This is a genomic window from Chryseobacterium sp. JV274 (genome assembly GCF_903969135.1).
GTDB lineage: Bacteria > Bacteroidota > Bacteroidia > Flavobacteriales > Weeksellaceae > Chryseobacterium.
The window spans coordinates 1,894,703-1,917,254 of the sequence record NZ_LR824569.1 but is presented as its reverse complement, the minus strand read 5'-3'; the positions used below and the strand labels follow the sequence as shown (position 1 = coordinate 1,917,254).

Annotated in this window: 21 protein-coding genes and 1 pseudogene; 14 read left to right on the top strand and 8 right to left on the bottom strand. The window is 35.5% G+C overall.

The genetic code is table 11. From position 1 onward, the window contains the following. Positions 1-912, bottom strand: a complete 912-nt coding sequence (locus CHRYMOREF3P_RS08880; protein ID WP_077419256.1) for an ABC transporter ATP-binding protein — start codon at positions 910-912, stop codon at positions 1-3. A 108-nt stretch (positions 913-1,020) separates the two neighbouring features. After that, positions 1,021-1,371: a T9SS type A sorting domain-containing protein gene (locus tag CHRYMOREF3P_RS08875; protein ID WP_047378731.1), complete on the bottom strand. Its 351-nt coding sequence runs from the start codon at positions 1,369-1,371 to the stop codon at positions 1,021-1,023. A 118-nt stretch (positions 1,372-1,489) separates the two neighbouring features. Between CHRYMOREF3P_RS08875 and hemB the strand changes: the two genes are divergently transcribed. Both hemB and CHRYMOREF3P_RS08865 read left to right on the top strand, forming a co-directional pair. Next, positions 1,490-2,479 carry a porphobilinogen synthase gene (gene hemB / locus CHRYMOREF3P_RS08870; RefSeq protein ID WP_180564425.1) on the top strand — a complete coding sequence of 330 codons (990 nt, stop codon included), beginning with the start codon at positions 1,490-1,492 and terminating at the stop codon, positions 2,477-2,479. Positions 2,480-2,624: 145 nt separating this feature from the next. Beyond that, on the top strand, positions 2,625-2,771 hold the full coding sequence (locus CHRYMOREF3P_RS08865) for a bacteriocin-like protein (protein ID WP_156118482.1): 147 nt from the start codon (positions 2,625-2,627) through the stop codon (positions 2,769-2,771). A 78-nt stretch (positions 2,772-2,849) separates the two neighbouring features. Here CHRYMOREF3P_RS08865 and CHRYMOREF3P_RS08860 read toward each other — a convergent pair whose 3' ends face one another. Then, on the bottom strand, positions 2,850-3,143 hold the full coding sequence (locus CHRYMOREF3P_RS08860; RefSeq protein ID WP_077419258.1) for a TM2 domain-containing protein: 294 nt from the start codon (positions 3,141-3,143) through the stop codon (positions 2,850-2,852). 153 nt (positions 3,144-3,296) lie between these two features. Between CHRYMOREF3P_RS08860 and lptB the strand changes: the two are divergent. Beyond that, positions 3,297-4,022: pseudogene (gene lptB / locus CHRYMOREF3P_RS08855) on the top strand (LPS export ABC transporter ATP-binding protein); the annotation flags it as partial. 505 nt (positions 4,023-4,527) lie between these two features. Further along, a complete protein-coding gene (locus tag CHRYMOREF3P_RS08850; protein WP_180565761.1) occupies positions 4,528-6,255 on the top strand; it encodes an ABC transporter ATP-binding protein in 1,728 nt (575 codons plus the stop codon). A 50-nt stretch (positions 6,256-6,305) separates the two neighbouring features. On the opposite strand, the gene CHRYMOREF3P_RS08845 is transcribed toward CHRYMOREF3P_RS08850, so the two are convergent. Both CHRYMOREF3P_RS08845 and CHRYMOREF3P_RS08840 read right to left on the bottom strand, forming a co-directional pair. Next, complete coding sequence (locus tag CHRYMOREF3P_RS08845) at positions 6,306-6,770, bottom strand: carboxymuconolactone decarboxylase family protein (protein ID WP_077419260.1); 465 nt, start codon at positions 6,768-6,770, stop codon at positions 6,306-6,308. 196 nt (positions 6,771-6,966) lie between these two features. Then, a complete protein-coding gene (locus CHRYMOREF3P_RS08840; protein ID WP_180564424.1) occupies positions 6,967-7,539 on the bottom strand; it encodes a Crp/Fnr family transcriptional regulator in 573 nt (190 codons plus the stop codon). Positions 7,540-7,634: 95 nt separating this feature from the next. On the opposite strand from CHRYMOREF3P_RS08840, the gene CHRYMOREF3P_RS08835 reads away from it, so the two are divergent. Beyond that, positions 7,635-8,588 (top strand): helix-turn-helix transcriptional regulator, encoded by a 954-nt coding sequence (locus tag CHRYMOREF3P_RS08835; protein WP_180564423.1) that lies wholly within the window; start codon positions 7,635-7,637, stop codon positions 8,586-8,588. 222 nt (positions 8,589-8,810) lie between these two features. On the opposite strand, the gene CHRYMOREF3P_RS08830 is transcribed toward CHRYMOREF3P_RS08835, so the two are convergent. Next, positions 8,811-9,302 (bottom strand): DinB family protein, encoded by a 492-nt coding sequence (locus CHRYMOREF3P_RS08830; protein ID WP_047387000.1) that lies wholly within the window; start codon positions 9,300-9,302, stop codon positions 8,811-8,813. A 169-nt stretch (positions 9,303-9,471) separates the two neighbouring features. On the opposite strand from CHRYMOREF3P_RS08830, the gene CHRYMOREF3P_RS08825 reads away from it, so the two are divergent. The 6 genes from CHRYMOREF3P_RS08825 to CHRYMOREF3P_RS08800 all read left to right on the top strand — a co-directional run bounded on the left by CHRYMOREF3P_RS08825 (position 9,472) and on the right by CHRYMOREF3P_RS08800 (position 16,700). Next, positions 9,472-10,056 carry a hypothetical protein gene (locus CHRYMOREF3P_RS08825; protein ID WP_077419263.1) on the top strand — a complete coding sequence of 195 codons (585 nt, stop codon included), beginning with the start codon at positions 9,472-9,474 and terminating at the stop codon, positions 10,054-10,056. Between the two features lie 323 nt (positions 10,057-10,379). Further along, positions 10,380-12,800 carry a TonB-dependent receptor plug domain-containing protein gene (locus CHRYMOREF3P_RS08820; protein ID WP_180564422.1) on the top strand — a complete coding sequence of 807 codons (2,421 nt, stop codon included), beginning with the start codon at positions 10,380-10,382 and terminating at the stop codon, positions 12,798-12,800. A gap of 195 nt (positions 12,801-12,995) precedes the next feature. Next, positions 12,996-13,565 (top strand): cob(I)yrinic acid a,c-diamide adenosyltransferase, encoded by a 570-nt coding sequence (locus tag CHRYMOREF3P_RS08815; RefSeq protein ID WP_180564421.1) that lies wholly within the window; start codon positions 12,996-12,998, stop codon positions 13,563-13,565. Beyond that, a complete protein-coding gene (locus CHRYMOREF3P_RS08810; RefSeq protein ID WP_077419266.1) occupies positions 13,555-14,202 on the top strand; it encodes a thiamine diphosphokinase in 648 nt (215 codons plus the stop codon). Before CHRYMOREF3P_RS08815 ends, CHRYMOREF3P_RS08810 begins: the two co-directional genes overlap by 11 nt. A 105-nt stretch (positions 14,203-14,307) precedes the next feature. Next, positions 14,308-15,183, top strand: a complete 876-nt coding sequence (locus CHRYMOREF3P_RS08805) for a tyrosine-protein phosphatase (protein WP_180564420.1) — start codon at positions 14,308-14,310, stop codon at positions 15,181-15,183. 122 nt (positions 15,184-15,305) lie between these two features. Beyond that, positions 15,306-16,700 (top strand): arginine decarboxylase, encoded by a 1,395-nt coding sequence (locus tag CHRYMOREF3P_RS08800; RefSeq protein ID WP_077419268.1) that lies wholly within the window; start codon positions 15,306-15,308, stop codon positions 16,698-16,700. 201 nt (positions 16,701-16,901) lie between these two features. On the opposite strand, the gene CHRYMOREF3P_RS08795 is transcribed toward CHRYMOREF3P_RS08800, so the two are convergent. Beyond that, on the bottom strand, positions 16,902-17,561 hold the full coding sequence (locus CHRYMOREF3P_RS08795; RefSeq protein WP_077419269.1) for an HAD family hydrolase: 660 nt from the start codon (positions 17,559-17,561) through the stop codon (positions 16,902-16,904). Positions 17,562-17,746: 185 nt separating this feature from the next. Between CHRYMOREF3P_RS08795 and speB the strand changes: the two genes are divergently transcribed. The 3 genes from speB to CHRYMOREF3P_RS08780 all read left to right on the top strand — a co-directional run bounded on the left by speB (position 17,747) and on the right by CHRYMOREF3P_RS08780 (position 20,468). Next, complete coding sequence (gene speB, locus CHRYMOREF3P_RS08790; RefSeq protein WP_180564419.1) at positions 17,747-18,604, top strand: agmatinase; 858 nt, start codon at positions 17,747-17,749, stop codon at positions 18,602-18,604. A 69-nt stretch (positions 18,605-18,673) separates the two neighbouring features. Then, a complete protein-coding gene (locus CHRYMOREF3P_RS08785) occupies positions 18,674-19,516 on the top strand; it encodes a bifunctional helix-turn-helix domain-containing protein/methylated-DNA--[protein]-cysteine S-methyltransferase (protein WP_180564418.1) in 843 nt (280 codons plus the stop codon). Positions 19,517-19,859: 343 nt separating this feature from the next. Next, on the top strand, positions 19,860-20,468 hold the full coding sequence (locus CHRYMOREF3P_RS08780) for an alpha-ketoglutarate-dependent dioxygenase AlkB family protein (protein ID WP_180565760.1): 609 nt from the start codon (positions 19,860-19,862) through the stop codon (positions 20,466-20,468). 146 nt (positions 20,469-20,614) lie between these two features. Here the strand turns inward: CHRYMOREF3P_RS08780 and CHRYMOREF3P_RS08775 are convergent, their stop codons facing one another. After that, positions 20,615-22,474 (bottom strand): CocE/NonD family hydrolase, encoded by a 1,860-nt coding sequence (locus CHRYMOREF3P_RS08775; RefSeq protein WP_180564417.1) that lies wholly within the window; start codon positions 22,472-22,474, stop codon positions 20,615-20,617. Positions 22,475-22,552: the final 78 nt, after the last annotated feature.

The following is a 22,552-nucleotide window of genomic DNA, read 5'->3' as shown; positions in this document are numbered from 1 at the left end:
TTAAGGATGGTTACTTACAGCATTAATAAACACTTCATTCATGCTAGGTATTCTTTCATCAAATGATCTCACTTTGCCCACTTGTACTAGATCAAGAAGAACATTATTTTGACTCTCTTCATTTTTCAGGTCAAAGGAAACAAGATTATTTTCATTCGATAAATTGAAGATGTCATACTTACTCTTGAAATGGTCAAACTGATCGTTGCTGACTTCAGAAAGTGTAACCCCAAAAATATTCTTCTTGAATTTTTCTCTTACGTCAAAAACCCTTCCGTCAATGATTTTTTTAGAATTGTTGATCAAAGCAACATAATCACACATTTCCTCCACACTTTCCATTCTGTGGGTAGAAAGAATGATAGTTGTTCCGTTATTTTTAAGATCAATGATCTGATCTTTGATTAAGTTGGCATTTACGGGATCAAAACCTGAAAAAGGTTCATCAAGAATCAAAAGATGAGGTCTGTGAAGAACGGTTACTACAAACTGGATCTTTTGTGCCATCCCTTTAGAAAGTTCAGAAAGTTTTTTCTTCCACCATTGATCGATGTTCAGTTTTTCAAACCATTTTTTGGCTTCATTCAGAGCATCGTTCTTACTCATTCCTTTCAGTTCCCCGAAATATAGGATCTGATCGCCAACACTCATGTTTTTATACAATCCTCTTTCTTCGGGCATATAGCCGATGTCTTTAATATGATCCGGGCTCAGTTTTTGTCCGTTGATGAAGATATCTCCGGAATCTGCCTGAGTAATTTGATTAATGATACGGATAAAAGAAGTTTTTCCGGCTCCGTTGGGACCTAAAAGGCCGTAAATACTACCTTTTGGAACATGGATGCTGAAATCATCCAGGGCGACCTTTTTTCCGGCATTGTAGGTCTTTTTAATATGTTCAGCTTTTAGCATTAAAATTATTCTTTTTACAATTAGTATAAAAAGATTCCGAAAGTTACGGAAATATTAAAACAGAATTAATGTAAAAGAAAAAATCCTGATGATTATCAGGATTGTAATTTATTGTTTCACGATTTGAGTAACTTTCTGCGTGTTGTCACTTAAAATATAACGGATCATATACTTTCCGGGTTTCAATTTTTCAATATTAATCTCACCGGAATTCATATTCACTGTATAATTAGCGACCTGCATACCCAAAATAGAATAAAAAGTCACACTTTTGATTCTTAAAGAAGAATCTTTTGCCTTAATGATAAGGAAATCCTTTGCAGGATTTGGATAAGCAAGCAACACCCCATCATCCGCTTTCTGAGTGATGGAACTCGGCTCTCTAAGCTGAGCTTTTAAATTGTTGGAAAATCCAACAAAAGTGCCTACAAATAGAAATAAAAGTAAAAGTTTTTTCATCAAATTTATAATTTCTCGAATATATATAACAAATGTAATAAATTCTATAATTTCATACAATAGTTTTTTGTAGAACTTATATTAAATTTGTAGAAACTTATTCAAAAAGTATTCCAAAATGATACATTCAAGAAATAGAAGACTTAGAGTTAATGAATCTATCAGAAGTTTGGTAAGAGAAAATGTGCTTACAACTGATGATTTTGTAATGCCGATCTTCGTAATGGAGGGCAAAAACAAGCAGGAGGCAATCCCGTCTATGCCGGGGATTTTTAGGCGGAGTATAGATTTAACCGTGAAGGAATGTAAGGAATTATTTTCTTTGGGAGTAAAAGCTGTCAATTTGTACATGAAAGTGTCAGAACATCTGAAAGACAATACAGGAAAAGAAGCCTGGAACAATGACGGACTGATGCAGCGTACAATCAAAGCAATTAAAGATGCCGTTCCGGGAATGATCATTATGCCGGATGTAGCGCTGGATCCTTATTCAATTTATGGACACGACGGAATTATTGAAAACGGAAAAGTGATCAATGATGCTACCAACGATGCACTGGCAAGAATGTCAGTATCCCACGCTGAAGCAGGAGCAGATCTTGTGGCACCAAGTGATATGATGGATGGAAGAGTACAGGTCATTCGTGAGGCATTGGAACAAAGCGGATTTACAGATGTAGGAATTGTGAGCTATGCTGCCAAATATGCAAGTTCTTTCTATGGACCTTTCAGAAGTGCTTTAGACAGCGCTCCGAAAGATGATATGGAAATTCCGAAAGATAAAAAAACATATCAGATGGACTTCCACAATACACGTGAAGCATTGAATGAAGTATTTAAAGATATTGACGAAGGAGCGGATGTTATCATGATCAAACCGGGACTTCCTTATCTGGATATTGTTTCCAAAGTACGTGAAGCCATTGATCTTCCGATCGCAGTATACAATGTAAGCGGGGAATATGCAATGGTAAAAGCGGCAGCACAGAACGGCTGGCTGGATAATGACAGAACGATCATTGAAAGCCTGACTTGTTTCAAAAGAGCAGGAGCAGACATGATCTTTACTTATTTTGCAAAAGAAGCTGCTATCCTTTTGAATAAATAACAGTTAGAAAATCGTGATCCGGACACCAACGTTAATGTTAGGTTAATGGTCTGAATTGAAGACTTTCGAGTACATAAAAAATATACTTTTGAGTAAAGCTAATTTCGAGAAACGAAAATAATTAAAACATCAAAAGAATTTATTTATGAGAAATCTTAAAAAGATTGAAAGAAATCAATTGAAGGAAATCAAAGGAGGAGAAGTGATCATTGATGATCCAAATTGCGGAACATGGTGCAAGGGAATCTGGCATCCATGTACAATTAATCATTTAGCTTGTCCACCTGATTAATCATTTCAATAAAAAATAATAGGCTGTTCAGATAAGAACAGCCTATTTTATTTTCAGACAGGTGAGTGGTTTATTATTTTATAACCAACCTTTTTTCCCATAGACGTAGGTATCATCAAACTGTTTATCACTCATAAAAAGATACAAAATACCTTCAATAAAAGGAATGACAGAAGCTGCTCCTAAAGTAACAACATTCAGAACCAGCTGAATGATTCCCTCTTTCGTATAGCCAAGATAAAATTTATTTAAAGCCAGCCAGCCTACAAGAATTCCCAATAATGCCGCAGGAATTTTCTTTTCCGAATGATAAGGGACGCTGTTTTGCTGGTTTTGTACATTTTCTGTTTTTGTGTAACCGTAATTTTCCATTTCTTAATGATTGTAATTGATTGAGATGTTTTACGATAAGTAGTTTAAAATGGTTAAAAGTTACAATGATTTGGAAGTGAACAAGTTTATATTTAAATAAACAAGTTGATATTAACATATAAGTGAAGTTTATATTTTTGATATATTTGCCCTATGATTTTACGAGGAGAAAACTTAATCAAGGAATACGGTCCTAAAAAAGTTGTAAAAGGCGTTTCTGTACAGGTTCAACAGGGAGAAATTGTTGGTTTGCTGGGTCCGAACGGAGCAGGAAAAACCACATCGTTTTATATGATCGTAGGGTTGGTTAAGCCCACTTCAGGAAAGATTTTCCTGGATAAACAGGAGATTACTACGGATGCCATGTACCGAAGAGCCCAAAAGGGAATCGGATATCTTGCTCAGGAAGCTTCCGTTTTCAGAAAATTGTCTGTAGAGGAAAATATTATGGGAGTATTGCAGCTGACCAAGCTTTCAAAGCGTGAACAGCAGATCAAATGTGATGAACTGATCGAAGAATTTTCTTTACAGCATGTCCGTAAAAACAGAGGAGATCTTCTTTCCGGAGGAGAGAGACGTAGAACCGAAATCGCACGCTGTTTGGCTACAAGCCCGAATTTTATTCTTTTGGATGAGCCTTTCGCGGGAGTAGACCCTATTGCCGTTGAAGATATCCAGAAGATTGTAAGAAGTCTTGTAGATAAAAATATTGGAATTCTGATTACCGATCACAACGTACAGCAGACGTTGGCCATTACCAACAAAACCTATATTATGTTTGAAGGAAAAATCCTGAAAGAAGGACTTCCGGAAGACCTTGCGAATGATCCGCAGGTAAGAGAGGCATATCTTGGTGAAAACTTCGTGTATCAGAGTATTTTGGATAAACCTAAAAAGAAAAAATATGCTTACAATATCTGGGCAGGAAACTTTGATTCAAAAGCACAGTTACAGGGATTTGTAGATGAAAACTTCAGACAGTTTGATGATCTGAGACTGATGTATGGTTTTGAAGACATCAGCTTTGCTTCATTAGCAAACTCTGAAATTGAACATATCTTTAATGATGTGGTAGATAAAAATGCCAACAACTCATTTGTTTTCCAGAAAAAAGAAATCAATTCTCAATATTCTCTAGAGCAGGCAGAAGCGGAATCTAAAGAAGCTGGCAGAAAAGAACTGCATTACCTTACAACTTATCTATTTGAAGGATAAAATATAAAGCATTTATTTGCTGAACATGATAATAAAACGTACCTTTTTCTTTTGAAAGCGGTACGTTTTTCATTTAAAAATGATTTCTATGGCTAAACCTTTTAACAGAACAGTCACCTTGTTCGGAATTTATAAACAGCTTGTCCCCTTTATCAGACCTTACCGATTAATGATTTACGGAACCCTGTTTCTTACTTTTCTGGGAGCCCTCGCAGCACAGGTAAACCCTATTGTTTTGAAATATACAGTAGATGAAGTCACCAAGCTAACCCATCTTCCACATCCGATGACAGAGGGTATTCATATTCTTATCATCATTTCAATTATTTTGCTGGGAAAAGAACTGCTGAATATTTTTATCAATTTCGGACAGAAATTTTATGGAGAAAAGATCAGGATCAATGTAAGTTCTGTGTTGGCTCAGTCAGCCATTGATAAAATTTTAACCTATAGAGTTGCTTATTTTAATGATGAAAACCATGAATCCGGAAAATTACAGATCAGAATAGACCGTGGTATAGAAAGTTTAACCAGACTGGTACAGAATTTTTTTATTGATATTCTGCCGCTTTTTTCCAACGCTATTATTGCGCTGATCATTATGTATATGCAGAATGTGTACGTAGGACTTGTTTCAACTATCATTGTTCCGATTTATTTTTATATCAGTTCTCTGCAGGCCAAAAAGCTTGGAGGAGTGCGCCGCCAGCTTAGAAATCAGAGAGAAAAAAAGACATCCGGACTTCTGAATCTGATCAATTCCATTATGGTCATTAAAAGTTTTGTCCGTGAAAAGTTTGAAGGAAAAAAACAATACGATCTTCAGATGGAACTGATGGAAAGCCAGATGATCACAAGAAGAACCAACTTTATTTATGATGGTTTAAAAACGTTTATTGAGCAGTTCGGAGTAGTTTTAATCATTCTTTTAACCGTTTATCTTGTTCTTGATCAGCAAATGACTATCGGTGCGATCATGCTTCATATTATGCTTTTCAATAATGTCTCTGCGCCTATCCGCCAGCTGCACAGGATTTATGATGATATGAATGATGCCATGATCTACGCTGAAGGCTACTTTGATATCCTGAATGCAGACAACGAAACCGAATCGAATGGAACCTTTGTGGAAAAAGAAATCAAAGGAACTTTTGAATTGAAAAATGTTGATTTTACTTATCCCAACGGAACAAAAGCCTTACATGATGTTTCCATGAAAATTGAAAACGGAAAAACGACAGCTTTAGTAGGATTGAGCGGTGCGGGAAAATCAACGGTGATTAATCTTTTGTGTAAATTTTATTTTCCGGATTCCGGAGAGATTCTTCTTGACGGAGTAAATCTTAATGAATTTGATAATACTTTTCTGAGAAGTGATCTTGGATTGGTACTTCAGAGAAACCATATCTTTCAGGGAAGTATAGAAGATAATATCCGCTATGGAGATATGAATGCAGGTTTTGAAGAAATTCAGGAAGCTGGAAAGAAAGCTTATCTGCATGAACAGATCATGGATCTTCCGGATCAATACCAGCATGATGCTACTCAGCTTTCCGGAGGACAGCAGCAGAGGATTGCCATTGCCAGGTTGTTTCTTAAAAATCCCCCGATTATCTTTCTGGATGAACCTACAGCAAGTCTTGATGCCATCGCCACCGAACAGATCAAGAATTCTTTGGATGCAATAAAAGAAGGAAGAACCGTGGTTATCATTTCCCATTCCCTGTCGCAGATTCTGGATTCCGATATCATTTACGTGATGAAAAAAGGAAGAGTAGTGGAAAATGGAACTCATGATGAACTTTACAGTAAAGAAGGTACTTACCGTGAGATCTTTGATGCATCAGCCCGCAGTCTGAATCTCGATAAACTGGTGAATACTTTTAAAGAAAATTAAATAAAAAAACTCAGCTTGCCCGCTGAGTTTTTATTTTTAATAACAATTGTCTAATGCGCTTTTTCAGGAACCTGATAAGTCCCTACATCTGCTCCGAAAGCAATATTAATTCTGTTGTAGCTGTTGATGGCAATAACGGCCATTGTTAAATCCACTATTTCAGTTTCAGAATAGTAATGACTTACCTTTGAATAAATATCATCATTCACTTCCTTGCCATTTAAAGCCGTTAAAGTTTCAGCCCATAGCAGTCCTGCCTTTTCCTTATCGGTATAAAATGAACACTCTCTCCAGGCACTTACGAGAAATATTCTCTGTTCTGTTTCACCTTTTGCTCTTAATTCTTTAGAATGCATATCCAGGCAAAAAGCACATCCGTTCATTTGTGAAACCCGGAAATACATCAGTTCAAGAAATGAATTGTCCAGTGATGAATTCTGTACCTGAAATCCCATGGTGTGAAGTGCATTTACAGCCTTGTTTCCGATCGCAAATGCGTTGATTCTTTGTGACATAATATTTGTTTTTTGATTAATTATGTGACAAATGTAGAACTGTATTTTCCTGAATTTTTTTACAAATGATAAATTTTATAAGGAAAGATTTTAAAAGCTGGAGGATAGAAGCTGGATACTGGAAGTTACTATTATGTAGATGATATATATTCAGTCTACAATAGCTTCCCACTTCCAGCCTCCAGCTTCCTTTTCTCTAAAACTTCTGTGCTCTTATTCTGCTTAAAGAAACCTGAGTGATTCCGATATAATCTGCCAGATCACCAAGACTGATGCGCTGGATAAGATCAGGTCTTTGCTTCATGAAATTGTGATAGCGTTTTTTTCCGTCATCTTCCAGCATTTCACTGATCCTTCCCATCATATTGACCGGAGCTTTTGAATACAATTTGCTGAAAAGTGTTTCTGCTGTGTGATATTTTTTACACAATCCTTCAATAACATCTCTGTGTATACGGAGGACTTCAGTAGGTTCCAGGGCAACGATCATGTATTTTGACGGCTGTCCGGTAAGAAAACCGCTCAGCTCAGCGAAAAAAGCATTTTCTGCAAAAAAAGTCATGATAAAATCTTTATCACCATTGTCAAAAAATAGTTTTACAAGTCCCTTTTCAATAAAATAAAAATACCGGCAGGTTTCATCAGCTTTTAACAAAAAATCTCCTTTTCTGTAAGTTTTGGATTCCATATGGGTAACAAGCCCGTCTATCACTGCCTGTTCCGGTTTTAAAACTTTTTCAATAGACTGAACAAAATGAGTGTGAAGCATAAAAAAGAAACTGTTTTGTGAAAAATAAAATTAATAAAAAAAGCAGTCCCATTTATAAGACATACCTCGAAAAAGAATTTTAGCTTTGTTACATAATGAATGATCACTATCTTAAAAAACTCGATCGGGTAACCGCTATCCTTACCCAATTACAGTCTAAACCTGTAGTTCGGGCGCAGGATCTGGCTGAAAAGTTCGATGTAAGTATCAGAACCATTTACCGTGATGTAAAAACCCTGGAAAATGCAGGTATTCCTATTGTAGGTGAAGCAGGAAACGGCTATTCTTTGATGGACGGATACAAACTTCCTCCCATTATGTTTACCAAAGAAGAGGTCTTAAGTTTTATAACCGCCGAAAAGCTAATGCAGAAATTTTCCCACCAAAGTTTGGGAAGCCATTATCAGGCAGCCATGGAAAAGGTACGGTCAGTATTGCGGAATTCTGATAAAAACCTCATTCAGAATATTGAAAAACAGATTGATGTTTTTAGTTTTCATACCGATTCCGGAGATTCTCTTAAAAATGTGATTCCAATTATTTTAGAAAGCATCGCAGACAAAACCCAATTGAATATAAGATATCAGACGGTAGATGGTAGGGTAGACAACAGAACAATTGAAACTGTCGGGATGTTCTTTGAGTTTAATTTTTGGTACATCATGGCATTCTGTACTTTGAGAAAAGATTTCAGACAGTTTCGGATAGACAGGATTTTAGAAATTTCAAAAACCTTGAATCCCTTTTTGCAGGAATATGGGCAGGTAAATGATTACCGGAAAAAATCAAACGGAAATAAAGTCAGAGCCAAACTTTTGGTTGACAAAAAGATAATGTCTCATCTGGTGAATTCCAAAAAATATTATGGACTGATAGAAGAAGTGGAAACTGAACAGGGGGTAGAACTCACTTTTGAAACAGAATGGATCAGTGACGGATTTCCCCGCTGGCTCGTTACTTTTGCAGACTATGCCACCGTTCTGGAACCGGAAAGTCTTCGCACCAGATTGAATGAGCTGCTTGTAAAAATGACAGAAAGACACCAATAAAACCTCAACAGAGTAATTGTTGAGGTTTAAAGACTTAATTGAGGCAAATAAATGAAATGGTTAATAAGCCAAGGGCAAAATCGCAAAAAAGCTAAATTTGTTTTGTTGCAAAAAATGATATAAGTTGTTGAGATGGAGGAAAATCACTAATTAAATGACATTGCAGATGTATTCTCAGGATTTCCGCCTTTTTGCAATTTTACCTCTTTACTTTTATTAAAATTAAAATCTTTCCCAGAAGAAAGGTGGTTCAATTCCCAAAGCTCTCAGATAAACATATCCTTGTCCGCGGTGGTGAACTTCATTGTCTACAAAATAAAGAATGTTCTGATATACAGGGAATTCATATTCTCCAAATAAATTGAAAGTTTCCTGGAAACGCTCTTCAGAAATCATATTAAAATAATGGTTGATTACTTCTGTTTCTTCATCCCACTTCTTTAAAATTTCTTCTTTTGTTTTCGGATTAAAGGCTTCCTCGTTGTATGCTTCCATGCTTCCTTCAACAATTCCTTTTAAAGCAGGTCCGCCAATGCCAATCAGCTCTACTGCCAGTTTTGCAAACGGTCTCATTCCACCTACAGAAAATTCGAATAGTTCTTTTTCTGGAAAAGATTCAATAACTCTTCTCGTTAGATTTCTATGTCCTTGCCAGTCGTTTAATAACTGTTCAGAAGTCATGAATTGTTTAGTGGCTGTTGCTGTAGTTGTCATAATGTTTTGTTTTTGTTTGTTATTGATACAAAGGTAAGACAGGGTTATGACAACAGTTTGTCAGTAGGGTTTTTGATATTGAAAAAATATTTTTTTCTTTGCTAAAATATCCGGACCTACTTTTCCGTTAGAAGGAAGGATATTAATAACAAAAATCGCTATTAGAATTATGAAGAAGTATATTTTGCCTGTTGTCACCGCATTTTTATTAGTATCATGCAATAAGATTGAGGAAAAAATTGACCAGACGGTTCAAAAAACAACAGAAACTGTGCAGCAAAAGGCACAGCAGGCTGTAGAAGAAACAGTGAAGAAAACAATCAATGAATCAATAAATACGATAACCAATTCCGAAGATGTTAAGTTTAATACCGTTTTTCCTGGTACGGGAGCTTCTATAGTTTCTGAAGAAAAAGGGAAAAAAATTAAAATCCCGGGAAGATCTGAAGGTTACATTTTTAAATACAAAGCAGACATTGCCGCATTGCTCCCGTTTTTAGAAGGCCAGCCTACTTCTGATGAAAGCAAATCAGAAAAGACAGCCCGTAAGATTGATGGACAAAACATCATTGATAAAATAAGTCTTTTATCAAAATTTCTTCCTGATAATACCCTTGATACAAGTATTCTGGAAGATATAAAATCCGATAAAAACATTCAATATTATAAATTGAAAAGGTTTCCCAACAGTAGTACAATTATCTACAACCCAAAAAATCAGACCATCATACAATACGTAGAGGTAAATAAATAATTTGGATATGGCCGTTTTAACGGCCATTTTTTATATGCAGTCAATAGGTGAAGTAATCTCAAGCTACGAAAACCACTTATAAGAAAGAATGAAATCATATTTATTCCCCGGTGTAAGTTAATCACTTTTTCAGACAGAATTAGGAAATTACTACTGCATTTCTTTTCATATTATTAATAAATTACTGATGTTTGTAAGTTTATTATTGTTTTTATAAATAAATACTATTTGTGAGGTTATGGAGTATTATTCATATCATATGATTTATTTTTGTATTTAATATTAATATTTTCACTAGATTTATTAAATAATTGTCAATTGATATGAAAAAGGAATTGTTTAATAAGAAAATTTGTGCACTGGTATTAAGTGGAGCTGGTGCAATGGGATATGCTCAGGACAGCATAAAACAAAATAAAATAGATGAAGTTGTGGTTACAACGGGTAGAACTAAGCCCAGAACCATCATTACCTCAGCAATTCCTATTGATAATATTTCTGCTGTACAATTAAAATCCACAGGGCAAATTACTTTTGATAAAGCTTTAACCTATGCTGTTCCATCTTTTAATTCGTCACAGCAAACCGTTTCTGATGCAACGGCTCATTTTGATCCGGCAGATTTAAGAGGATTAGGACCTTCCAGAACATTGGTTTTGGTAAATGGTAAAAGAAAAAATCAAAGTGCTTTAATTTATGTAAATGATACACCGGGAAAAGGTGAGGTAGGTACAGATCTTAAAAGTATTCCTTCAGCAGCATTACAAAATGTAGAGGTATTGAGGGATGGTGCATCTGCACAATATGGTTCTGATGCTATTGCAGGAGTAATCAATATTATCCTTAAGAACAGTGTTGGAAAAAGTACGGTCAATCTTTTTTCAGGTATTACATCAGAAGGAGATGGCTTTAATATCGGAGCAGATTTTAATACAGGAATCAAGGTTGCAAAAAATGGAAGTCTGAATCTTACATTCGGATATTCTTCCCAAAATAAAACCAACCGTGCAGGTACTGTTACAAAAGATGACCTTTTTGGTGTAGATAATGCCTGGACGCAAGCTAATCCTGGTCTGGGAATGATTATAGGGCAGCCGGAAACAAAAGTGGGCAATATGTTTGTCAATTTTGAGTTGCCAACAGGTGAAACAGGCAAATTTTATGCTTTTGGGGGTACAACTTACAGAAGTGGGACTAGTTTTGCTTTGTACAGAACTCCCTATTGGGTAGCTTCAGATTTTGGTTTATTAACTCCACAAGGACAACCTTACAATGGATTTCAACCGCAATTTAAAACAGATGTTTACGATTATAACTTAACCTCCGGGTGGAAAGGCATGTTTGGAAAATGGAATTTTGATGGGAGTGCAACCTTTGGCTCTAATGCCGTAGATTATGCTGTAGCAAATACCATTAATACATCTTTGGGAGCCAATTCACCAACCCGTTTTAGAGCAGGAGGTCATCAGTTTAGTAATATTATAGGAAACATAGACATCAACCGGGATTTTGGTGCGCTTGTTTTAGGAGCTGGAGCAGAAGTGCGTAATGAAAACTATCAGGCGAAGGCAGGTGAGGAAGCATCTTATATAGGAAGTGGTGCAGAATCATTTCCAGGATTGCAGCCTCAAAATGAAGTCAATAAAAATCGTCAGAATATTGGAGCGTATCTGAATGCTGAATGGGATATTACGAAAAACCTGTTAGTTGGAGGAACTGTGAGATATGAAAATTTCAGTGATTTTGGAAATAATGTTTCCTGGAAAGGAAATGCAAGATATAAACTGTTAGATGATAAATTGGTTTTCCGAGGATCTGTTTCTACAGGATTTCGGGCACCTTCATTACACCAGATTTATTATTCCAATGTTCAAACCAAAATTACAGGGAATACTGTAGCTAATCAGGGTACTTTTAATAATGACTCTCAAATTGTAAGATCTGATCTTGGTGTAGCCAGATTAAATGCTGAAAAAGCTTTTAACATTACTGGGGGATTTGCCGTAAAACCGTTTAAAAACCTTACTATTACAGCAGATTATTATAGAATAAAAATTAAAGACCGGGTACTTTTCTCAGGAGATATTGGTTATAAAACCGGTGCTCCGGGTAGTCCGGATATAACAAACCCAGTGGAGGTAATATTAGACAATAATAAAATAACCTCTTTGAAGTTTTTCACCAATGCGGTAAATACAGTTACTCAAGGGGTAGATTTCGTCGCAAATTATTATACTTCTGCTATAGGCAAAGGAAGATTGGGAGTTATTGCTGCTTTCAATTATAACGAAACTAAAATAGTAGATAATATTGCCGTTCCGCCTATTTTGGCTGAAAATGGTTACTCAGAAAACTTTTTTGATAGAAAAGAACAATCCAGAATTACTTCTGCAAGACCCAAAACAAAAACTATTCTTAGTCTTTCTTATGATATTTCAAAGTTTAACTTTAACCTTAATAATACTTATTTTGGTTCTGTTGCATGGCAGCACGCAACTGATCCTGCCAAAGATCAGACATTTTCTGGGAAGGTAGTTACAGACATCGTTCTAACATATAAAATAACGAAAGACCTTAAAGTTTCCGGAATTGTAAATAATTTATTTAATATTTATCCGGATGTTATAGACAGCAAAGGAGATGTAGTAACAGATCTTGGAGGAAGGTTCAAATATCCTTGGGAGGTGAATCAGTTTGGATTTAACGGAACAACTTTCCAGCTAAATGTTAATTATACTTTTTAATCTCTAAATAAAAGAATTAGCATTTGCTTTGTCATACTTAAAAAAGGACAAGCAATCTCAAAAGATATAAAATTCACATATAGAAATATAAACTGACATTAATTCCTGGTGTCAGTTTATCATTTTTCAGATAGAATAGGAAGCTATTACTACATTTTACTTTTTACATTCTGCAAAAAAAAGTATTTTAGTACTATGAAAATTTATACGAAAACAGGAGATAAAGGTCAGACGGCATTATATGGCGGAACAAGAGTTTCTAAAGCCAGTGCCAGAGTAGACAGTTATGGAAATATAGACGAGCTGAATTCATTCATTGGGATTGCAAAAAGTCATATTGAAGATGAAGAAGTATTGAGACAGCTGAAGAAAATACAGTTTGATCTGTTTACTGTAGGTTCTGAGGCTGCTACACCAGTAGATAAACTGATGCTGGCCAACGGAAAATCACGCCTTCCGATCATTATTTCAGACACAGAAATTGAAGAACTGGAACAATGGATGGATGCTTTTGAAGATAAACTAGAGCCGCTTCAATACTTTATCCTTCCAGGAGGTGGAAAGCCTGCCACTTTTTTACATGCTGCAAGAACCATCTGCAGAAGAGCAGAGCGCTCATTGGTATTTTTGAATGAATCAGAAGAAGTACGTCCTGAATTGATTAAATATTTAAACAGACTTTCAGATTATCTTTTTGTGTTGGCAAGATATGTTTCAAAACTGAACAACGAACCGGAAGAATACTGGAATCCGAATGAGAGATAAAGCACTACTTTTCATCAACGGAGATGCTCCCCAATCTTTCCCTGATCTTGATCATTATGACTTGATTGCTTGTACAGACGGTGCTTTTCACTATTTAAAAAGAATGGGTTTCCCAATGGACAGGTTGGATTTTATATCTGGTGATTTTGATTCCCATTCCGGATCAGATGAAGATATGTATCAGGAAAAATTTATCCTTACATTGGATCAGGATAAAACAGATTTTCACAAAGCTTTGGAAATCATTTTGGAAAAAGGCTTTTCAGAGATTGATGTTTTTGGAGGAAGTGGAGGTGAGCAGGATCATTTTCTTGGAAACCTTACCGTTGCTTATGCATTCAAAGATCAGATGGAAATTAAATTTTATGATGAGTTTTCAGAATATTACTTTATTCCAAATCATTTTAAATTGAAAGGAGCGAAAAATAGAATGATTTCTCTCTATCCATTTCCATCAGTGAATAATATTACAACGAAAGGACTTAACTGGTCTTTGACGAATGAAACTTTAAGCATTACTTCAAGAATAGGAACCCGAAACTTTGCCGTTGAAGATGAGGTTTCCGTAGAATATGAATCAGGAGATGTCCTGTTATTTGTAGGAATCAGCGAAATAGAATATCCCACGATCTATTAAAAAGATCTTTATCGAGTAGTTATTCTACCAATAGAAATGGGCTTTAGCCCATTTAATAAAAAATATATAAATCAACTGGCTTTAGCCAAAACGTATTAAAAACTATTGAATAAATTAATCAAAATATCAGTTCTCATCATTTCATTATGCAGTATTTTCTCATGCAGAACACAGCATTTTGAAACACCCGAATATGGAAAAAAGGAGACTGAAAAAGTGATTCATATAAAGAAGGTAACGAACTTCCGAACTGTCGGAAATATTAAAAATGTAGATGGAAGAACCTTAAAAGAAGGAAAGTTCTACCGAAGTGCCCATCTTCATAAGCTTAAAAAGAAATCTTTTGATGATTTTGAAAAATTGGGAATCAAAGAGATTATTGATCTTAGAAATTCAAAGGAAATTGCCGAGAAACCTGATTGGCTGCCTTCAGGAATCGTTTACAAAAAATATTCAGCGTTTGAAGATGAAGGAGATCAGCTGGCTCAGGCAAGAAAACTGGTTCTGAAAGGCAAGGTGAATGCTTCAGATGCAGATAAGAGAATGATAGATTTCTATCGGGAATATGTTACGGAAAATCCTGAGACCATAAAGAAAATCATCACTGAGATCCTGGAATCTGAAGATCCGGTTTTGTACCACTGTACTGCAGGAAAAGATAGAACAGGAATTACAACAGCACTCATCTTAACGATTCTGAGATTTGATAAAGAGACTATTTATAATGAATATCTTCTATCCAACAACTACAGGAAAGAGATGGTTGAGAAGAGACTTCGCCTTGCCAATCGCTTACATTTCATCTATCCGAAGATGGATTTGCAGGTGCTTGAAAATCTGAGCTGGGTAGAAAAAAGATACCTTGATGCTGCTTTTGGGGAGATTGATAAAAAGTATGGCTCCATAGATGTCTATATTCAGCAGGTATTAGGGATTTCAGATGCCAAAAGAACAGAATATATTCAAAAGTTTACCTATTGATTATCAGAGATAAATTTTTGCAGGATATGATATTGGGTCTTTATTTAAAATTATAATAATTTTAACACCCGAAAATCAAACTTTTTTAGCAATTTTGCATTTCTTAATTCACTTGTTTAGAAATGAAAATAAAGTACTCGGAACTTATTGATCAGACATTATATTTTCCTACAGAGGAATTTAATGTATCTGAGAACAATTTGTTGTTTCACGACGTTCCATTGATGGATGTAGTTGAACAATTTGGCACTCCGCTAAAGATTAGCTATCTGCCGAGAATTTCTCAAAATATTCAGAAGGCCAAAAGCTGGTTTAAAGAAGCTTTTGAAAAAACCGGATATAAAAAGAATTATACCTACTGCTATTGCACAAAATCCAGTCATTTCAATTTCGTATTGGAAGAAGCCTTGAAGAATGATATTTCGATAGAAACATCTTCTGCTTATGACATGGATATTGTGAAGTCTCTTTACGAAAAAGGGAAAGTAGATAAAAACATTGAAGTAATCTGTAATGGTTTCAAAACTGATGATTATCTGACAAATATTTCAGATATGATCAACAATGGTTTTGAAAATATTACTCCGATTCTTGATAATTACAGAGAATTGGATAAACTTACGGAAAGTATCGATTCTACCTTTAATATCGGAATCAGAATCGCATCAGAGGAAGAACCGAAGTTCGAATTCTATACCTCAAGATTAGGAATCGGATATAAAGATATTATTCCTTATTACAGCCAGAAGATTGCCGAACACCCGAATGCAAGATTGAAAATGCTTCACTTCTTCATCAATACCGGGATCAAAGACACTTCTTACTACTGGAATGAATTGTATAAATGTCTTCGTGTATATGCACGTTTGAAAAAAATCGCTCCGGAAGTAAATTCATTGAATATCGGAGGTGGTTTCCCAATAAAAACTTCTTTGAACTTTGATTATGACTATCAGTATATGGTAGAAGAGATCGTTTCTCAGATTAAAAAATTCTGTGAAGAAGAAGGAGTGGAAGAACCTAATATTTATACTGAATTCGGAAGTTTTACTGTAGGGGAAAGTGGAGCGAATCTATATAAGATTATTTCTCAGAAGCGTCAGAATGACAGAGAAAAATGGAATATGATTGACTCTTCTTTCATGACCACTCTTCCTGATACTTGGGCGATTTCAAGACACTTTATCATGCTTCCGCTAAACCGTTGGGAAGATTCTTATGAAAGGGTATTTTTAGGAGGGCTTACATGTGACTCAGATGATTATTATAACTCTGAACAGCATACCAACGCAATTTATTTACCGGTTTTCAGTGATACTAAGCCATTGTATATCGGATTCTTCCATACAGGAGCGTATCAGGAAACAATCGGAGGATACGGTGGAGTACACCACTGTCTGATGCCTCAGCCGAGACACGTCCTGATCCAAAAGGATGAAAACGGTGAATTGCACTATGAAATTTTCCGCGAAAAACAGGAACCGGAAGATATATTGAAGATTCTTGGTTATAAATAAAACCTTAATCTGTCATTGCGAGGAACGAATGTGACGAAGTAATCTCATCTTAATAATCTTAATCACTCAATATATCTTAATATTTTAAAATTTAACCATTAAGTTTTTTATTAAGAATTAAGGAAAGTTAAGGATCTTCACTTCGTTCAGATGACAAAACATATACAAAATAAAAGCTCTCAGATTCTGAGAGCTTTTTATTTAGAAATACGTAGAGATTTTATCAAGTTCGAGTTCCTCATAATCAGTAACTACAGTGTCTGCCAATGTATAATCCTGATTTTTAGAATGTGGACTTCTGTAAGCCGCACAGAAAATTTTAGCCCGATGTGCGGCAAGAATCCCGTTGGTGGAATCCTCAATGACCATACAGTTTTCAACAGGTTCGCCTGCCATTTCTGCAGCCAGTAAAAAAACTTCAGGATGAGGTTTTGATTCTTTTAAATCGGCACCGCTGATCTTTCCACTGAAATATTTTTCCAATCCGAATTTTTCAAAAACCATATTGATCGTTACCATGGTAGCCGAAGAAGCCAGAATAAGTTTTATTCCATTTTCATGATAATGTTCAATTAGGTTTTTTACCCCCGGAATTAAATCAAATTCATCATCATTATAAAAATAATCTTTGAAATGAGATCTTTTGATTCCTGCAATGGATTCATAAGTCTGATTTAAATTAAATTCATTGATCAGGGTTTCAGAAACTCTTTTGGTTGATGCTCCGGTAAAAGAGGTATACAATTCTTCGGAAACCGCAATTTCCAATTCATCAAACGTTTTGAAATAAGCTTTTCTATGTAATGGTTCTGTATCTACAATTACTCCATCCATATCGAAAAGAACAGCTTTTAAAGACATATTAAAAGTTTTGTGCAAAAATAACTTTAAAATTTAAACATTGAAAGGTTTAAAAATTTAAAAATAGAAAGGAAGGTTAAAAATTCATAACAAACCGTTCATTATTTATAACTCAGGTACTATTTTGTATCTTTGTGGAATCTTTTAATTTTTCAATCATTTAATTTTTTAATTAATAATTATATATGAAAACATACGCAGGAATTCCCGAGGAAAACGCAACGCTAGAGAATTCGAAAGTAATGTTGGTAACTGTTCCTTATGATGGAACTTCAACATGGGGAAAAGGAGCTGATAAAGGCCCTGAATTATTCTTAGATGCTTCTGAAAACATGGAGCTTTATGATATTGAAACCCAAACAGAACCTTATCTTCAGGGAGTATACCTGGCAGGAGAAATTTCTGAAAACTCCAGTCCGGAAGCAATGACAGAAGCTGTTTACCAGAAAACAAAAGAACTTTTGAACAATGACGGTAAGTTATTTACTCTTTTTGGTGGGGAGCACTCTGTTTCTATCGGTTCTATCCGTGCAGTAGGAGAGAAATATGACAATCTTACTGTTCTTCAGTTTGATGCTCATACAGATTTACGTCCTGAATTCCACGGTTCTACTTCCAATCACGCTTGTGCTGTTTTTGAAGCAAATCAGAAGCATAACTTAGTACAGGTGGGAATCCGTTCTATGGATGTTGAAGAAGTTGAATATTTACCGGAAGGAAGAGTATTCTTTGCTCACGAAATCGCGAACAACGAAAACTGGATCAATGATGTATTGGAACAAGTATCAGGAAACGTTTATATCACAATTGATTTAGATGCTTTTGATCCTTCTATTGCTCCTTCTACAGGAACTCCTGAACCAGGTGGATTACAATGGTATCCAACACTGGAGTTATTGAGAAAAGTATTTGAAAAATGTAACGTAGTGGCATTTGATATTGTGGAATTAATGGATTCTCCAATGGCTAAGCCAACCGCTTTCTTATCGGCGAAGCTATATTACAAAATGCTTGCTTATTACAATATTTATAACAACAACTAATATTCCACAAGAATCGGATTTTTTCTGCCGTATATTCTTTGGAAATTTGTGAGGTAAAATAACAATACGATGTCCACACAAAGTCAGATAGATTATAACAGAATTGCTAAAGCGATAGAATATATCCAGAGCAATTTCAGGCTTCAGCCAAGTTTGGAGGAAGTGGCAGAGAATATTCACTTGAGCCCCGCCCATTTTCAGAAGATCTTTACAGATTGGGCAGGAACAAGTCCGAAAAAGTTTTTGCAGTTCATCAGTCTTGAACATGCCAAAAACCTATTGAAGGAAGAAAGAGCAAGTTTGTTTGATACCGCTTATGAGACAGGATTTTCCAGTACCAGCAGGCTTCATGACCTGTTTGTAAAGGTAGAAGGTATGTCTCCGGCAGAATATAAAAATGGTGGAAAAAGCCTTAGTATTCATTACAGTTTTTCTGAAAGTCCTTTCGGAAATATAATAGTAGCTTCTACAGAAAAAGGAATCTGCTATATGGCTTTTGAAGACGATAAAGAAAAAGCATTCGGGGAGCTGAAGCAAAAGTTCCCCAATGCTTCTTTTACTGAGCAGCAAGACGCTCTTCAAAAGAACGCACTGTCCATATTCGATAAAGACTGGACCAAACTCAATACTATAAAATTACATTTAAAAGGAACCGATTTTCAACTTAAAGTATGGGAGAGCCTGTTGACTATTCCGATGGGAAAACTGTCAACGTATGGCAGCCTGGCTGAAAAAATAGGAAATCCAAAAGCTTCCAGAGCGGTAGGGACTGCTATTGGAAGTAATCCTGTCGCATTTCTTATTCCGTGTCACCGTGTTATTCAGTCTACCGGTAATCTTGGCGGATATCGCTGGGGAAGTGAAAGGAAGCAGTTGATCGTAGGTTGGGAAGGTTCACAGATGTACTCGTAACATATTTTTACCACAAAAGGCACAAAAGACTTTACAAAGGATTAAAGTTCAAATTATTTGTCTTAAAGTTCATAAAATGAAAATTTTATATTTTCAAAAACTTAAGTGTATTTTTATATGCAGGGATTATTCTTAAAAATACTTAAGTATAAAATTCTTTGTGACTTTTGCGGTTGAAAAAGGTTAATTTTGGCTAAAGCCAATGGATTTTTTATTTCTGATTAAACGGACTAAAGTCCGTTTCTATTGATGCAAAATCTATAGTGCCATTTGTGAAAAATATTTGAGCCATTTGTGTTTAGCTATAAAAAATCATAAATACATTTAAATTATAAAAACTATGATGAGCCTGTTCGAAGAAATATCAGACTATCCTCTCAATATACTTCCACATGACGGAACCGTTCATTATTACGGAAAGGTTTTTTCTAAAGAACAATCGGATTTTTATTATGATTATCTCCTCAATCAGATTCCATGGGAAAATGATGAGGCAGTGATCTTTGGTAAATTGATTCTGACTAAAAGAAAAGTTGCCTGGTTCGGAGAAAAGCCTTTTGAATATACCTATTCGAAAAGAACAAAATATGCAAAGTTCTGGACTCCGGAATTATTAGAATTAAAAAAGAAATGTGAAGAAGTTTCGGGTGAGACTTACAATTCATGCCTGCTGAATTTATATCATGACGGAAGCGAGGGAATGGCTTACCACAGTGATGGTGAAACAGATCTGAAAAAACATGGAGCAATTGCTTCTCTGACCTTTGGAGCAGAAAGGAAATTTTTATTCAAACATAAAAAGACCAAAGAAAAGACCGAAATATTTCTGGAAAACGGAAGTCTGCTCATTATGAAAGGAACTACTCAGGATAATTGGCTTCACAGGCTTCCACCTACTACAAAAGTGAAATCTCCCAGAGTCAACCTGACCTTCAGAACAATTGAAGAATAAATTATTATATGTTTTTTTATCAATAGGAGCGGGCTTCAGCACACTTGAACAGAAAGAACATCTTCATCCGGCTTTAGCCAAAACCTAAAAAATATACTTCAAGTCTTCAAAAACAAAAAAGCTGTTCAAACGAACAGCTTTTCAATTTATTTTAAAACTTCAGCCTCAATTGAGCTGTCATCATACACTTTGATAAATGCTTTAGTGTAATCTTCTTTGGTAGCAAAATTCGGATTATCCATAAATTTTTGTGGGTTGATAGCAAAAAGTGGGAACCATGTACTGCTGATCTGAATCTGAATTTTATGTCCTTTTTTGAAGGTGTGAACTACATCCTGAAGTCTGAAATTAACAGCTGTTTTCTGATTAGGAACCAATGCTTCTCCTTTTTCTTTTGTATTTCTGAATCTGGCAGGCATTATTTCACTTCTTACCATCTGATGATAATTGCCATAGATAACACCGTCTTTCTTTTCTGTCGGTTTGAAATCTTCAGGATATACATCAATAAGCTTTACTGCAAAATCGGCATCTGTAGAAGAGGATGCAATATTCAGTTTGGCCATAATTTCTCCGGCAAATGCCATATCTTCAGTCAGAACATCTGTTGTGAACGTCAGTACATCAGGTCTTCCTACTGCAAATCTCTGATCTTCCGACATATAATTTTTCGGAGTGAAGCCATTGAAATCTTTCAGGTGATCTGAGCTTACAACAGGATTATTAGGATCGCTGTAATATTCAGAATATCCTTGTCCCGAAGTTTTTTTCAAGGTGTTGTCAGCTAAATAGAAATTAACTTTCTGAGCATTTTTAGGAGGATAAGAAGCAAATTCTTTCCATTCTTTAGCTCCGGTATCATACATCAGCGCTTCAGGAAGTCCGGCATCTTCTTTTGTATTGCCTTTCAGATAATGATTGAAGAATCTGGTTTCAATATTTTTCTGGTAATAGGTTGCAATACTGTCTCCAAAATACGTTTCGCTGTGGAAATGTTTACCCTGTTCCTGAGACCATCCACCATGAGAAAAAGGTCCCATTACAATTGTATTTTTAGCTTTAGGACTTGTTTTTTCAATGGTTTTATAAATATTCAAAGGACCTGAAAGATCTTCTGCATCAAACCATCCTCCAACAGTCATTACAGCGTGATTGATATTCTTCAGGTGAGGAAGAAGACCTCTTTTTTGCCAGAACTCATCGTAGTTGGGATGATTCATAATTTCTGTCATGAAGAAATTATTCTTATAATATTTCTCATAGCCCTCTTTCAGGGTGCCCATGTCTCTGTAGAATTTTAATCCGTCTTCGGAAGTCTGTTTGATGAAAGAATCCATATACCAGGCCTGTTTTTCAGGTTGTGTTTTCTGAACTCCAAAAACAGGGAAAGTTCTGAAATAGCCTAACATAAATCTTCCGTTGTGAAGGAAATCGTCATTCCAGAAATCAGAGATAGGAGCCTGCGGTGAAGAAGCTACCAAAGCCGGGTGTTGTGACAACGTTCCTACAGCAGTATAAAATCCAGGATAAGATGTTCCGAACTGACCTGCTTTACCATTGTTGTCCTTGATGTTTTTCAAAAGCCATTCAATGGTATCATAAGTATCTGTACTTTCATCTACATCTTTTTTGGTTTTACGCTCTACTTGTGGAGTCATATTGGTAAAAGTACCTTCACTCATATATCTTCCGCGCACATCCTGGTATACAAAGATATACTTGTCTTTCATAAGGTAAGTGTTGGGACCTACCTTTGTTTTATATTCACTCTCTCCATAAGGTGCAATGCTGTAGCAGGTTCTCTGCATCAGAAACGGATATTTGTTCTTGTTTGATATATCTTTCGGGATATATACAGCTGTAAAAAGCTTTACTCCATCACGCATCGGAATATAAAATTCTCTCTTGGTGAAATTGTCTTTAACGAAAGTATCTTTCTGTTCCGTCTTCTGAGCTTTTCCAAGAATGAAAAAAAGAATACATAATACTGAAATATGGATTTTCATAAAAAAAATTTGCTGCTAATTTAAAAATAAAAACACGGTTATTGATCAATCTTCTCTGGATTCATAAAAATAGCCGGA

Coding starts and splice junctions, on each gene's coding strand:
- CHRYMOREF3P_RS08880 (WP_077419256.1), bottom strand. CDS start 912: ATGCTAAAAGCTGAACATATTAAAAAGACCTACAATGCCGGAAAAAAG.
- CHRYMOREF3P_RS08875 (WP_047378731.1), bottom strand. CDS start 1,371: ATGAAAAAACTTTTACTTTTATTTCTATTTGTAGGCACTTTTGTTGGA.
- hemB (WP_180564425.1), top strand. CDS start 1,490: ATGATACATTCAAGAAATAGAAGACTTAGAGTTAATGAATCTATCAGA.
- CHRYMOREF3P_RS08865 (WP_156118482.1), top strand. CDS start 2,625: ATGAGAAATCTTAAAAAGATTGAAAGAAATCAATTGAAGGAAATCAAA.
- CHRYMOREF3P_RS08860 (WP_077419258.1), bottom strand. CDS start 3,143: ATGGAAAATTACGGTTACACAAAAACAGAAAATGTACAAAACCAGCAA.
- CHRYMOREF3P_RS08850 (WP_180565761.1), top strand. CDS start 4,528: ATGATTTACGGAACCCTGTTTCTTACTTTTCTGGGAGCCCTCGCAGCA.
- CHRYMOREF3P_RS08845 (WP_077419260.1), bottom strand. CDS start 6,770: ATGTCACAAAGAATCAACGCATTTGCGATCGGAAACAAGGCTGTAAAT.
- CHRYMOREF3P_RS08840 (WP_180564424.1), bottom strand. CDS start 7,539: ATGCTTCACACTCATTTTGTTCAGTCTATTGAAAAAGTTTTAAAACCG.
- CHRYMOREF3P_RS08835 (WP_180564423.1), top strand. CDS start 7,635: ATGAATGATCACTATCTTAAAAAACTCGATCGGGTAACCGCTATCCTT.
- CHRYMOREF3P_RS08830 (WP_047387000.1), bottom strand. CDS start 9,302: ATGACAACTACAGCAACAGCCACTAAACAATTCATGACTTCTGAACAG.
- CHRYMOREF3P_RS08825 (WP_077419263.1), top strand. CDS start 9,472: ATGAAGAAGTATATTTTGCCTGTTGTCACCGCATTTTTATTAGTATCA.
- CHRYMOREF3P_RS08820 (WP_180564422.1), top strand. CDS start 10,380: ATGAAAAAGGAATTGTTTAATAAGAAAATTTGTGCACTGGTATTAAGT.
- CHRYMOREF3P_RS08815 (WP_180564421.1), top strand. CDS start 12,996: ATGAAAATTTATACGAAAACAGGAGATAAAGGTCAGACGGCATTATAT.
- CHRYMOREF3P_RS08810 (WP_077419266.1), top strand. CDS start 13,555: ATGAGAGATAAAGCACTACTTTTCATCAACGGAGATGCTCCCCAATCT.
- CHRYMOREF3P_RS08800 (WP_077419268.1), top strand. CDS start 15,306: ATGAAAATAAAGTACTCGGAACTTATTGATCAGACATTATATTTTCCT.
- CHRYMOREF3P_RS08795 (WP_077419269.1), bottom strand. CDS start 17,561: ATGTCTTTAAAAGCTGTTCTTTTCGATATGGATGGAGTAATTGTAGAT.
- speB (WP_180564419.1), top strand. CDS start 17,747: ATGAAAACATACGCAGGAATTCCCGAGGAAAACGCAACGCTAGAGAAT.
- CHRYMOREF3P_RS08785 (WP_180564418.1), top strand. CDS start 18,674: ATGTCCACACAAAGTCAGATAGATTATAACAGAATTGCTAAAGCGATA.
- CHRYMOREF3P_RS08780 (WP_180565760.1), top strand. CDS start 19,860: ATGAGCCTGTTCGAAGAAATATCAGACTATCCTCTCAATATACTTCCA.
- CHRYMOREF3P_RS08775 (WP_180564417.1), bottom strand. CDS start 22,474: ATGAAAATCCATATTTCAGTATTATGTATTCTTTTTTTCATTCTTGGA.